Annotated in this window: 14 protein-coding genes; 13 read left to right on the top strand and 1 reads right to left on the bottom strand. The window is 45.2% G+C overall.

Annotated features, from left to right (window positions below; genetic code table 11):
- Nucleotides 1-9 precede the first annotated feature (9 nt).
- The 6 genes from fapR to rnc all read left to right on the top strand — a co-directional run bounded on the left by fapR (nt 10) and on the right by rnc (nt 4,632).
- Entirely contained in the window at nt 10-588 is a 579-nt protein-coding gene (gene fapR, locus P4361_RS14120; protein WP_053358278.1) for a transcription factor FapR, read from the top strand.
- Nucleotides 585-1,595, top strand: coding sequence for a phosphate acyltransferase PlsX (plsX, locus tag P4361_RS14115; RefSeq protein ID WP_062231702.1), 1,011 nt, complete (start codon nt 585-587; stop codon nt 1,593-1,595). The genes fapR and plsX overlap by 4 nt, the downstream gene beginning before the upstream one ends.
- Entirely contained in the window at nt 1,595-2,533 is a 939-nt protein-coding gene (fabD, locus tag P4361_RS14110; protein ID WP_328089801.1) for an ACP S-malonyltransferase, read from the top strand. The genes plsX and fabD overlap by 1 nt, the downstream gene beginning before the upstream one ends.
- A 5-nt stretch (nt 2,534-2,538) precedes the next feature.
- A complete protein-coding gene (gene fabG, locus P4361_RS14105; RefSeq protein ID WP_328089800.1) occupies nt 2,539-3,279 on the top strand; it encodes a 3-oxoacyl-[acyl-carrier-protein] reductase in 741 nt (246 codons plus the stop codon).
- 230 nt (nt 3,280-3,509) lie between these two features.
- Nucleotides 3,510-3,746, top strand: coding sequence for an acyl carrier protein (acpP, locus tag P4361_RS14100; RefSeq protein ID WP_053354523.1), 237 nt, complete (start codon nt 3,510-3,512; stop codon nt 3,744-3,746).
- Between the two features lie 100 nt (nt 3,747-3,846).
- On the top strand, nt 3,847-4,632 hold the full coding sequence (gene rnc, locus P4361_RS14095) for a ribonuclease III (RefSeq protein ID WP_425590271.1): 786 nt from the start codon (nt 3,847-3,849) through the stop codon (nt 4,630-4,632).
- Nucleotides 4,633-4,682: 50 nt separating this feature from the next.
- Here rnc and P4361_RS14090 read toward each other — a convergent pair whose 3' ends face one another.
- On the bottom strand, nt 4,683-4,907 hold the full coding sequence (locus P4361_RS14090; RefSeq protein WP_053354522.1) for a DUF1128 domain-containing protein: 225 nt from the start codon (nt 4,905-4,907) through the stop codon (nt 4,683-4,685).
- 110 nt (nt 4,908-5,017) lie between these two features.
- Here P4361_RS14090 and smc point away from each other — a divergent pair, with 110 nt between their 5' ends.
- The 7 genes from smc to rimM all read left to right on the top strand — a co-directional run bounded on the left by smc (nt 5,018) and on the right by rimM (nt 12,999).
- Nucleotides 5,018-8,587, top strand: a complete 3,570-nt coding sequence (gene smc, locus P4361_RS14085; RefSeq protein WP_328089799.1) for a chromosome segregation protein SMC — start codon at nt 5,018-5,020, stop codon at nt 8,585-8,587.
- A gap of 31 nt (nt 8,588-8,618) precedes the next feature.
- Nucleotides 8,619-9,605: a signal recognition particle-docking protein FtsY gene (ftsY, locus tag P4361_RS14080; protein WP_053354520.1), complete on the top strand. Its 987-nt coding sequence runs from the start codon at nt 8,619-8,621 to the stop codon at nt 9,603-9,605.
- Between the two features lie 435 nt (nt 9,606-10,040).
- Entirely contained in the window at nt 10,041-10,364 is a 324-nt protein-coding gene (locus tag P4361_RS14075; RefSeq protein ID WP_062231712.1) for a putative DNA-binding protein, read from the top strand.
- A 14-nt stretch (nt 10,365-10,378) separates the two neighbouring features.
- Nucleotides 10,379-11,722: a signal recognition particle protein gene (ffh, locus tag P4361_RS14070; protein ID WP_053354518.1), complete on the top strand. Its 1,344-nt coding sequence runs from the start codon at nt 10,379-10,381 to the stop codon at nt 11,720-11,722.
- A gap of 87 nt (nt 11,723-11,809) precedes the next feature.
- On the top strand, nt 11,810-12,082 hold the full coding sequence (rpsP, locus tag P4361_RS14065) for a 30S ribosomal protein S16 (RefSeq protein WP_053354517.1): 273 nt from the start codon (nt 11,810-11,812) through the stop codon (nt 12,080-12,082).
- A 14-nt stretch (nt 12,083-12,096) separates the two neighbouring features.
- Nucleotides 12,097-12,324 carry a KH domain-containing protein gene (locus P4361_RS14060; RefSeq protein ID WP_328090023.1) on the top strand — a complete coding sequence of 76 codons (228 nt, stop codon included), beginning with the start codon at nt 12,097-12,099 and terminating at the stop codon, nt 12,322-12,324.
- Between the two features lie 156 nt (nt 12,325-12,480).
- Nucleotides 12,481-12,999, top strand: a complete 519-nt coding sequence (gene rimM, locus P4361_RS14055; protein ID WP_328089798.1) for a ribosome maturation factor RimM — start codon at nt 12,481-12,483, stop codon at nt 12,997-12,999.

Here is a 12,999-nt window from a genome sequence, read left to right as displayed (position 1 = left end):
GGTGTATACATGAAAAGAACGAAAAAAGAACGACAGGCTTTGCTGAAAGCTACGATTGAAAGGACGCCATTTATTACGGATGAAGAACTGGCGGATATATTCACTGTCAGTGTCCAGACCATAAGGCTTGACCGTCTTGAACTTTCGATCCCGGAACTAAGGGAACGGATCAAAAATGTTGCACAGCAGCAGCTGGATACCGTTAAAGCCCTTCCGCTCGAGGAAGTAATCGGCGAAATTATTGATCTCCAGCTGGACGAAGCAGCGATATCCATATTGGACATAAAGAGTGAACATGTGTTTTCCCGGACAAAAATAGCAAGGGGGCATCATCTGTTTGCACAGGCAAACTCACTTGCCGTAGCCATTATAAACGATGATCTGGCCCTTACTTCAAAGGCAAAGATCCGTTTTACCCGGCAAGTAAAAGAAGGGGAGCGAGTTGTTGCCAAGGCAAGGGTGAGCAGCATTGAAGGCTACCGGACGACAGTGGAAGTTACGAGCTATGTAGATAAAGAGGCTGTTTTTTCCGGGGAGTTCATCATGTTCCGTTCAACTGGAGAAGGAAGGGAAGGGAGTAAGACATGAGAATTGCCATCGATGCAATGGGAGGCGACAATGCTCCGGAAGCTCAGGTTAAAGGAGCTTTAAAAGCACTTTCTGCCTTTGATGATCTTACAGTGATTTTAATTGGAGATGAAAAGAAAATCTCTCCTTATCTGACTTCTGCAAAAAACATTGAAGTCATTCACACGGAAGAAAAAATAGCAAGCGATGATGAACCTGTACGTGCAGTGCGGAAGAAAAAGAACGCTTCCATGGTTCTCGCCGCTAAAGAGGTAAAAGAGGGGCGGGCGGATGCCTGTATCTCAGCAGGGAATACTGGAGCACTTATGGCTTCTGGTCTGTTTAACGTCGGCAGGATCAGCGGTATTGACCGTCCGGCTCTATCTCCGACGCTTCCGACAGTAGACGGGAAGGGGTTTTTGCTCCTGGATGTAGGCGCCAATATGGATGCAAAACCTGAGCATCTGCTGCAGTACGCTATCATGGGAAGTACATATGCAGAGCAAGTAAGGGGAACGAGTTCTCCGAGAGTCGGTCTTTTGAATGTCGGCACGGAGGATGAAAAAGGGAATGCCTTAAGCAAAGCGGCCTTTCAGCTGCTGAAAGAAGCTCCCGTGAACTTTATCGGTAACGTTGAAGCGAGGGACCTCCTGAACGGAGCAGCTGATGTTGTCGTCTGCGATGGGTTTTCTGGAAATGTAGTGCTGAAAACGATAGAAGGTACCGCGCTGACGATGTTTTCCATGCTTAAGCAGGAGCTTACAGCGACCGCTGTCAGCAAGATTGCAGCTGGAATTTTAAAACCCCGGCTTAAAGGCCTGAAGAACAAGCTGGACTATTCAGAGTATGGCGGAGCGGGATTATTTGGGCTTGCTGCACCGGTAGTAAAAGCCCATGGCTCTTCCGATGAGAACGCGATTTTTAATGCGGTAAGACAAACGAGAACGATGGTAGAGAAAAATGTTGTTCAAATCATAGCTGAAAAGATGAAAGAATTTGAAAGAGAAGAACAAAAGGGGGAAGAATAATGGGTAAAATTGCTTTTCTTTTTCCGGGACAGGGCTCCCAAAGCGTTGGAATGGCGCAAGAACTGGCACAAAATTTCGTAGAAGCCCGAACTATCTTTGATACCGCAGATGAAAAGCTCGGTATCTCTTTGTCTTCTATCATTTTTGAAGGGCCTGAAGAAGACTTAAAACGAACAGAAAACACACAGCCGGCCCTGCTGACTGCAAGTATTGCTGTTTTGGAAGTTTTTAAGAAATATGGGATCAAAGCTGACTATGCAGCCGGGCACAGTCTTGGAGAATATTCAGCTCTTGTGGCGGCAGGCAGCCTGTCGTTTGAAGATGCTGTAAACGCGGTCAGACAGCGTGGCCTTTTTATGGAAGAAGCCGTGCCGACAGGAGTCGGTGCGATGTCTGCCATCCTGGGAATGAAACAGGAGGAACTTGAAGCCATTACAGAAAAGGTTACCGAGAACGGGCATGCTGTTCAGGTCGCTAATCTTAACTGTCCGGGGCAGATCGTTATTTCTGGTACTGCTCAGGGAGTTGCAGACGCTTCAAGCCTTGCGAAAGAAAACGGTGCAAAAGTGATCCCACTGCAAGTGAGCGGACCTTTCCATTCTTCCTTAATGGAACCGGCAGCTGAGAAAATGCAGGATGTTCTTGACTCGATTACGATTCAGGATGCAGAAATTCCGGTCCTTGCGAACGTCTCTGCAAAACCGGTAACAGATGCAGGGGAAATAAAAGAAAAGCTCGTCAAGCAAATCTACTCTCCGGTCAGATGGGAAGAGACCATTAATGAACTAATGGCTTTAGGTGTAGATACCTTTATCGAAATCGGACCAGGTAAAGTGCTGTCAGGCCTCGTGAAGAAAGTGAATCGCCGGGCAAATGTCATCGCCATCAGTGATGAAGCAACCATAAATGCAGCAGCGGAAAAGCTGAAGGGAGAGTAAAACTGATGTTAAAAGGAAAAACAGCTCTTGTTACAGGCGCATCCAGGGGAATCGGAAGGGCCATCGCGTTGGAACTGGCAAAAAACGGCGCTAAAGTGGCCGTAAACTATGCAGGCAGTGAAGCGAAGGCGCAGGAAGTCGTAGATGAGATAAGATCAATGGGCCAGGATGCTATCGCTGTACAAGCAAATGTGGCAGATAGTGAATCGGTATCAGCTATGGTTAAAACAGTTATTGAAAAGTTTGGTGCTCTGGACATTCTAGTGAATAACGCAGGTATCACGAGAGACAACCTGATCATGAGAATGAAAGAGGACGAGTGGGACGCTGTCCTTGACACCAACTTAAAAGGTGTATTCCTCTGCACAAAAGCCGTAACCCGCCAGATGATGAAGCAGAGAAAGGGGAGAATCATTAATATCTCCTCCATTGTCGGTGTAACCGGAAATCCTGGCCAGGCCAATTATGTTGCAGCCAAAGCAGGTGTTATCGGATTGACAAAATCAACGGCTAAAGAATTAGCCAGCAGAAATATTACGGTGAACGCAGTGGCTCCAGGATTCATTGATACGGATATGACACACGTTCTTGAAGAAAATGTAAAAGGTGAGATGCTGAAGGCAATACCGCTTGCCCGTTTTGGGAGCACGGAAGACATCTCCTCCCTCGTCACGTTCCTAGCAAGCGACTGCAGTTCCTATATTACTGGACAGACGATCCACGTCGACGGCGGAATGGTGATGTAAGAATAGCGAAAACTGGGAAGCCTAAGGAGAGCTTCTCAGTTTTTATGGAATCCAGCTTCAGTGGCCAGAGACTCGAAGGCTTCAGTCTCCCCCTCCAACACAAGGACCGTGTTGCTGTGTGAGACTTCCGCCATTTTTCGTCTCTAAACAGGCCACTTAAGCATTTCTATCTTTTCTATCTTTTTTTTTCTTATGAAATGGTATATATTATTGAAAGGAGGTGAATACACATGGCAGACGTATTAGAAAGAGTTTCAAAGATTATCGTAGATCGTCTTGGTGTAGACGCTGCTGAGGTTAAAACCGAAGCTTCTTTTAAAGAAGATCTAGGTGCTGATTCCTTGGATGTTGTTGAATTAGTTATGGAACTTGAGGACGAGTTTGATTTGGAAATTTCCGACGAGGATGCTGAAAAAATTACAACGGTTGGTGACGTTGTTAATTACATAAACAGCAACAACAACTAATTTTATGCTGAACAAAGTCCCGTAACAGATGGTGCGGGACTTTAAACCTGTTGGCAGAAGAATAATGCCGATACCCTCTAAGTGTTTGCAGGAGGCAATGATGAAAGGTTCAAAGAAACAGACATCAAATTTAAAGAAACATTCGAGACAGAGATTTAAGCATCAGGCAAGAAAACAGATGGATGAAAAGGTACGCAAACAAAAGGTAGCTCCCTTACAGGAACGAATTAATCTCTTCTTTGACAATGAAAAATTACTGGTTCAGGCATTTACCCATTCATCATATGTGAATGAGCATCGGGGACGTCCTTACGAAGACAACGAACGGCTTGAATTTTTAGGGGATGCAGTTCTTGAATTGACAATTTCTCAATTTCTTTACTCAAAGTTTTCGACTATGAGCGAAGGAGAGTTAACAAAATTAAGAGCAGCCATTGTCTGTGAGCCATCTCTCGTTATTTTGGCCAACGAGCTTCATTTTGGGGATTATGTTTTGCTGGGCAAAGGCGAAGAAAACACCGGCGGACGCACACGGCCGGCATTGCTCGCAGATGTGTTTGAAGCCTTTATCGGTGCACTGTACCTTGATAAAGGAATCGAAGCCGTTAAAGGATTTCTGGAAGTGAATGTTTTTCCCCGAATTAATGAAGGTGCTTTTTCTCATGTGATGGATTTTAAGAGCCAGCTTCAGGAATATGTTCAGCGAGAAGGTCTTGGAACGATTGATTATAAAATCATTCAGGAAAAAGGGCCGGCGCATAACCGGGAATTCGTATCTGAGGTAAAGTTAAATGAAGATACGTTCGGAGTCGGTTTTGGACGTTCTAAAAAAGAAGCAGAGCAGCATGCTGCACAGGAAGCGCTCGAGAAGATAATGAAACAATAAAAAAAACACCCTGCGAAAAGGGTGTTTTTCTTATGATTATGTATGAACGCTTACTTCTTTTTTAGGGAACCGAGCTCGGAGACGATGCCTTCCATATCTCGTACACTGAATCCAGGCATTTTCATTACCATATCATAAAGTTCTTTTATGTCATCATATTGGTCAACGGTGTAATCATCACCTTGGATCAGACCTGAGTTTACGAGCTGGAGCTTTTTTTTCAAGCCTTCTATCATAAACTCTATGTTCTCCTGGCTGGGAGTGGATAAGTTCATAGTAGCACCCTTTCTATCCTCAATATTACATAATTGTAGCATAAAAGAATCTATTTGTAAGTTGATCTATGGTAAAATAAATTAGTTAAGAATACATAAGGGGGATTAAGATGTTCCTCAAACGGTTAGATGTAGTAGGTTTTAAGTCTTTTGCGGATCGAATCAATATTGAATTTGTGCCTGGTGTGACTGCGGTCGTAGGGCCGAACGGCAGCGGTAAAAGCAACATTTCGGATGCCGTCCGCTGGGTGCTTGGTGAGCAATCGGCCAAATCGCTCCGCGGTTCAAAGATGGAAGATATCATCTTCGCTGGAAGCGATAACCGCAAACCGCTGAACGTGGCTGAAGTAACGCTAACGCTTGATAATGAAGATCAGCATATACCGCTTGAATATAATGAAATCAGTGTCACCCGCAGAGTGTACCGTTCGGGCGACAGTGAATATTTGTTGAATAAACAGCAGTGCCGCCTGAAAGACATCGTGGATCTGTTCATGGATTCCGGTCTTGGCCGTGAAGCGTATTCGATTATCGGCCAAGGGAAGATCGAAGAGATCTTGAGCAGTAAGGCGGAAGACAGAAGAAAGATCTTTGAAGAGGCAGCCGGGGTCCTGAAATACAAAACCCGTAAACAAAAAGCAGAGCAAAAATTGCAGGAAACTCAGGAAAACCTGAACCGGGTGGAAGATATACTTTATGAACTAGAAGGACAAGTTGAGCCTTTAAAAATACAGGCCTCCATCGCCAAGGATTTTCTTGAGAAAAAAGAAGAACTTCAGCAGATCGAAGTGGCTTTGACGGTTTTTGAAATTGAAGAACTGCATGAAAAATGGGAAAAACAATCTACACTCGTAGAAGAACTCAAAAATAAAGATTTCGCACTATTATCGAAAGTGAAAAATGAAGAAGCATCACTCGAACGAGCCAGAGCCGACATACAGGCATTGGACGAATCCATAGACGAACTGCAGCAGTCGCTTCTCGTCGCGAGCGAAGAGCTTGAAAAGCTTGAAGGGAAACGCGAAGTCTTAAAAGAACGAAAGAAAAACTATCATCAGAATAAAGAGTCTCTCAAACAGCAGATTCAGACACTGAAGAAAAAAAGCGAGGAGCTCCAGGCTGCTTCTACAGAAGGGACCAAGATTTTTGGCGAACAGAAGAAGGAACTGCGTTCACTCCGCAGCCAACTGAAGGAAGAGGAGAACCGTCTTTCTATCATCGAGCTCGATCTTGAAGCAGAGCTGGAACGTTTAAAAAGTGACTACTTCGAGAACTTGAACAGCCAGGCTTCCATTAAGAATGAAATTCGTTATTTATCGGATCAGCAGAACCAGCAGCAGTTCAAGTCGAGCAGGCTGGATCAAGAACACGAGAAATATGTAGCTGAACGTGAAAGAGTCACCTCAGATAAAAAAGAATTGCTCGAGAAGGCTAAGGAAGCTGAGGAGAATATTCAGTCTCACTTAAAGCAGTATGCCGGATTAAAACAACAGCTTGAACAAAAAGAAAAAGAGAACGAAGAAATGCAAAGCAAGCTGTATCAAGCCTATCAGTTCATTCAGCAGTTCAAATCAAAAAAAGAATGGCTTGAATCCATGCAGGATGAGTACCAGGGATTTATGCAGGGTGTAAAAGAAGTCCTTAAAGCCAAAGGAACCGTACTGCAGGGCATTGAAGGTGCGGTCGCTGAACTCATCAGCGTACCGGCTGACATCGAGACAGCCATCGAAACGGCTCTCGGCGGATCCATGCAGCACGTTGTTACCCAAAGTGAAAAGGATGCCGTTGCCGCTATCGCTTTTTTAAAGAAAAAAAGATTCGGGAGAGCTACGTTCCTCCCTCTATCTGTCATTAAGGGGCGTTTTATCTCACCGTCTGAAATCAGTTTGGTCGCTTCGCACTCTGCATATGTCGGAGTGGCTTCTCAGCTCGTAACTGGAGACAGCAAATACAAGACGATCATCGCCAACCTGCTTGGCAACATCGTGATCACTAAAACTATCGAGGGAGCGAACGAGATCGCCAAAACCCTCCGTTACAGGTATCGGATTGTTACCCTTGAAGGAGATGTAGTCAGTGCTGGCGGCTCCATGACGGGAGGAAGCGTCAAACAAAAGAATTCCTCGCTCCTTGGAAGACAGCGGGAACTGGACACGGTCACTGGAAAACTGGAGAAAATGGAACAGCAGACAGCTGTCATCGAAGAGCAGGTAAAGGACTCAAAAACAGCGATTACAGAGTTGAGATCTCAGCTCGAATCCTTCCGTGAAGAAGGAGAGAACAGCAGGCTAAAGGAGCAGTCTGTAAAAAGCAGACTGCGCGAAATTGAGATCGAAGAGAAAAACCTGAATGACCGCCTCTCTCTGTATGACCGGGAGAAGAATAGCTATCATTCGGAACAAAGCACGATCGCTGAAAGGATTAAAGAACTTCAGATTTCATTAGAGAGAAATGTGAAAGACGCGAAATCGCTCGAGGATCAGATCGAACAGCTGGATGCCCGTAAGAAAGACCAGCAAACCTCGAAAGAAGAGATTCAGCAGTCAGCCACCGCTTTAAAAATCAAGATTGCAGAAAAAGACCAGCAAACGGCGAACCAGGAAGAGAAACTGGAGAGGATCCAGATGGAACTCCGAGAAGTGAACGATCAGCTTAAAGAGACTGAGCAGGATTTTTGGATGCTGGAAGAAGAGATGAACAGCAATTCATCAGGTGAAGAAATACTTGATGGACACATCGCCAAAAAAAGGCAAGACAAGAATTCTGTACTTCAGCTCATCTCTCAGCGCAGACAGGAAAGACTCACGGTGTACCAGCAAGTGGAGGGCAGGGACCGTGAACTGAAAGAATCAAAACGCATTCTTAAACAGCTGAACGATGCCCTCCGTACAGAAGAGGTGAGCATCAACAGGCTCGATGTTGAGCTCGACAACCGCCTCACCCATCTTCGGGAAGAATACGAGCTTTCCTTTGAAGGTGCGAAGGAACAATTCCAGCTGACCATGGAGGCAGCTGAGGCGAGGAAGAAAGTCAAATTAATCAAACTCGCGATAGAAGAACTCGGCATGGTGAACCTTGGTGCCATCGAAGAGTATGAACGCGTATCGCAGCGTTTTGATTTCCTGACAGAACAAAGAGCGGATCTCGTCGAAGCAAAACAGACACTGCATGGAGTCATCGATGAGATGGACGAAGAAATGAAGAAGAGGTTCGAGGAGACGTTCACAAATATCCGCTCACATTTCGGCCAGATCTTCAAAGAGCTGTTTGGCGGAGGAAGGGCAGATTTATCTTTAACCAATCCGGAAAACCTGCTGACGACCGGCGTGGATATCCTTGCTCAGCCTCCAGGTAAAAAGCTGCAGCATCTGGCCCTATTGTCCGGCGGAGAGCGGGCGCTGACCGCTATTGCCCTGCTGTTTGCCATTTTGAAAGTCCGTCCTGTTCCTTTCTGCATCCTTGATGAGGTGGAAGCCGCACTGGATGATGCCAATGTCAGCCGCTATGCGAGCTATTTGCGAACGTTCAGCAATGAAACTCAGTTTATCGTCGTCACCCACCGTAAAGGAACGATGGAGGAAGCGGACGTGCTGTACGGCGTTACGATGCAGGAATCCGGGGTTTCCAAACTTGTTTCCGTCAAGCTGGAGGAATCAAGGGATCTCGTCGGGGCAAAGTAATGTATCATGTATGAATTTGAAGGAGGAACCTATGAGCTTCTTAAAACGACTAAAAGACAAATTCACTTCTCAAACAGACTCTGTATCTGAAAAATTCAAAAGCGGACTGGAAAAGACCCGAACTTCTTTTTCGACAAAAGTCAATGACCTCGTTAAGCGGTACAGAAAAGTTGATGAAGAATTTTTCGAGGAACTGGAAGAAATTTTGATCAGTGCCGATGTAGGCGTCCATACGGTTATGGATCTAATCGACAAATTAAAGGACATCGCGCGTACGAGAAACATCCAGGAAACAGAAGAACTGAAATTCGCGATCTCAGAAACACTCGCTGGAATGCTCCATAAAGGAGAACAGGACGGCTCACTGAACCTTCAAACAGAAGGCATGACGGTCATCCTTTTTGTCGGTGTAAACGGCGTAGGGAAAACGACGACGATCGGAAAACTTGCTCATCAGCTGAAACAACAAGGGAAAACCGTGATGCTTGCTGCCGGGGACACATTCCGCGCTGGAGCGATCGAGCAGCTTGAAGTCTGGGGGCAGCGTGCAGGCGTGGATGTTATCAAACATCAGGAAGGATCCGATCCTGCAGCCGTTATTTTTGACAGCGTAAAAGCTGCCAAATCCAGAAACGTGGATGTTCTGCTGTGCGATACTGCAGGAAGGCTGCAGAACAAAGTTAATTTAATGAATGAGCTTGAAAAAGTGAAACGCGTTATCGAACGGGAAGTGCCGGGAGCACCGCATGAGGTATTGCTTGTCGTTGATGCGACGACTGGACAGAATGCGATGAGCCAGGCGAAGATATTCAGCCAGTCGACAAATGTTTCAGGTCTTGTACTTACTAAGCTCGATGGTACAGCCAAGGGCGGAATCGTTCTCGGCATCCGGAACGAACTTGATATCCCTGTGAAATTTGTCGGCCTAGGTGAAAAAATCGACGACCTGCAGGCATTTGATCCTGATCAGTTTGTCTACGGACTCTTTTCTGGATTGGAGGAAGAAAAAGCGGAGTAATCCGCTTTTTCTTTTTTTGTATGAGGTTGGCTGAATGGAAGTGTTTCGGACAACTTCTCAGTATTTGCGGAGAATGCTTGTCGTCCCTGAACAGGTATCTCAGCTTTTCTTGATCTAGCTTCGACACCCAGGGACTCTATCACTTCGGTCTTTGTCAGAAAACAAAGTGCGTTTTATGCCAAAGACCTCCAGTGCTTGTCGTCCCTGAACAGGTATCTCAGCTTTTCTTGATCTAGCTTCGACACCCAGGGACTCTATCACTTCGGTCTTCGTCAGAAAACAAAGTGCGTTTTATGCCAAAGACCTCTAGTGCTCGTCGTCCCTGAACAGGTATCTCAGCTTTTCTAATCTATCAAGAAAAAATCTTGACATTGTTTCTTCGACAGTGTACTATAATTTAACGTAAAGGCTTTTCACTTAACAAGGGGTGTTGGGATGCTGGATAAGACGATGAGAATTAATTATCTTTATGACTTTTATCAGTCCTTGCTGACACCGAAGCAAAAGAATTACATGGCTTTTTATTATCTGGATGACTTTTCCCTTGGAGAAATCGCTGAACAATATAATGTAAGCCGCCAGGCCGTTTATGATAATATAAAACGGACCGAGGCGATGCTTGAAGAATACGAGGAAAAACTCGGTTTATTTGCGAAATTTCAGGAACGCGATCAGTTACTTTCCAGATTAAAAGAACTGCTCGGAAATTCGTCTGATAAAGTTCTTGAGATCATTGATCGCCTTGAAAACATGGAATAGGAGGCGACAATACTATGGCATTTGAAGGATTAGCCGACCGGCTTCAAAACACCTTGCAGAAAATCCGGGGCAAGGGTAAGGTAACAGAAGCGGATGTTAAAGAAATGATGCGTGAAGTCAGGCTTGCACTATTGGAAGCCGATGTTAACTTCCGGGTAGTAAAAGATTTTATCAAGCGAGTGACAGAACGTTCCATAGGTCAGGAAGTGCTGAAGAGCCTTACTCCAGGCCAGCAGGTTGTTAAGGTCGTTCACGAAGAGCTCACTGCTCTATTGGGCGGAGAACAAAGCAAGATCGCTGTCAACAACCGGCCGCCAACCGTCATTATGATGGTCGGGCTGCAAGGGGCAGGGAAAACGACGACAACCGGGAAGCTTGCGAATCATCTTCGAAAGAAGCATAACCGCAATCCTCTTCTGGTGGCTGCCGATATCTATCGTCCTGCAGCGATTCAGCAAATCGAAACACTTGGCAAACAGCTGAGTCTTCCTGTTTTCTCAATGGGGGACAAAGTGAGCCCGGTTGAGATCACGAAACAGGCACTGGCTAAGGCAAAGGAAGAGCATCATGATTATGTTCTCATCGATACGGCAGGACGCCTTCACATTGATGAAGAACTGATGGATGAGCTTCAAAAGGTAAAAGAACTGGCAAATCCCAATGAAATTTTCCTTGTGGTTGATGCCATGACCGGGCAAGACGCCGTTAATGTTGCCGAGAGCTTTAATGAGCAGCTTGGATTAACGGGTGTCGTACTGACCAAGCTTGATGGAGATACTCGCGGCGGTGCTGCACTTTCCATTAAAGCAGTGACAGATCTCCCGATTAAGTTTGTCGGTATGGGAGAAAAGATGGATGCGCTAGAACCGTTCCATCCAGACAGAATGTCCTCCAGGATTCTTGGAATGGGTGATGTGCTGACGCTTATTGAAAAAGCACAGACTAACGTTGACGAAGAAAAGGCAAAAGAACTGCAAAAGAAGATGCGGGACATGTCTTTTACTTTCGATGATTTCCTTGATCAGATGGGGCAGGTCAGAAACCTCGGCCCTCTTGATGAACTGCTTAGCATGATGCCGGGCGCGAACAAGATGAAGGGCTTGAAAAATGTCTCCATAGATGAGAAACAGATTGGCCATGTCGAGGCTATCATTCGATCGATGACCAAACTCGAAAGAGAACAGCCGGAGATCATCAACGCTTCAAGAAGAAAAAGGATTGCGAAAGGGAGCGGACGGACCGTACAGGAAGTAAACCGCCTCATCAAGCAGTTCGACGATATGAAGAAGATGATGAAACAAATGTCCGGTATGATGAAGGGCAAGAAAAAAGGCGGAATGAAATTTCCGTTTATGTAAAATGGATGAATTTTCTGGTTTACAAAGCTGGGAATTTATTATATTATATTGATTTGTGTGAACAATTTTCGGAGGTGTATTTTTACAATGGCAGTAAAAATTCGTTTAAAACGCATGGGGCAAAAGAAAGCTCCATTTTATCGGGTAGTAGTAGCAGATTCTCGCGCACCGCGTGATGGTCGCTTTATCGAAGAGATTGGCACTTACAATCCAGTTGTTAATCCTGCAGAAGTTAAAATCAACGAAGAGCAGGCTCTTAAATGGATGCTTGACGGCGCAAAGCCTTCAGACACTGTACGTAACCTTTTCTCTAACGCAGGGATCATGGAAAAGTTTCATAACGCTAAACTACAAAAATAATGGGTGATGATATGATGACAGAGTTAATCGAGACGATTGTTAAGGCTCTTGTTGATCATCCAGAAGACGTCAGCGTGAAAGAGGTAGCTGATGGCGAAAAGCTTGTTTATCAATTAACCGTGCACAGCTCAGATATGGGCAAGGTGATCGGCAAACAAGGCCGGGTGGCGAAAGCGATCCGTACTGTTGTCAATGCTGCTGGAACAAGCCAGAACAAACGTATTTCACTAGAAATCGTATAGCCGGATTTGAATTCGGCGGCAAAGTTACTTCTTTAAGCTTGAAAAGGGATGAGGGCAGCCTCAGCCCTTTTTTGCACTTTTAAATGATTTTTGATTATAGATTCTAATCATTCAGCCCACACTGTATATAAGAAACGGGCACAAGGGTGGATACATATGCCGAAATGGTTAAACGTAGGAAAAATCGTTAATACACATGGTATACGAGGGGAAGTTCGGGTGATCTCCCGAACGGATTTTCCTGAAGAACGATATAAAATAGGAAACACACTTTATGTGGATTTCGAAGACGGGAGCAGCCTGATACCGGTTGTCATAGCCGCGCACAGGGTTCACAAACAGTTCGACCTTTTGCAGTTTGAAGAACATCCGAACATTAACGACGTTGAAAAGTATAAAGGTCATCTCCTGAAAACGCCTGCGGACGATTCCGTTGAACTTGATGAGGGGGAATTCTTCTATCATGATATCATCGGCTGCACGGTGATAACGGTAGAAGGCGAAGAACTCGGAAAGGTAAAAGAAATTCTCTCTCCGGGAGCAAATGACGTATGGGTCGTGAAACGAAAAAACTTCGGGCCTGATATCCTGGTTCCTTACATTCCTCCAGTTGTAAAAAAGGTGGATATCGAAAACAAACAAATCACGATTCATCTGATGGATGGTCTGATTTAA

The organism is Fictibacillus sp. B-59209, from assembly GCF_036216745.1.
Taxonomy (GTDB): Bacteria; Bacillota; Bacilli; order Bacillales; family Fictibacillaceae; genus Fictibacillus_C; species Fictibacillus_C marinisediminis.
Note: the sequence above shows the minus strand (reverse complement) of the source record. Positions and strands in the feature narration are given on the sequence as shown.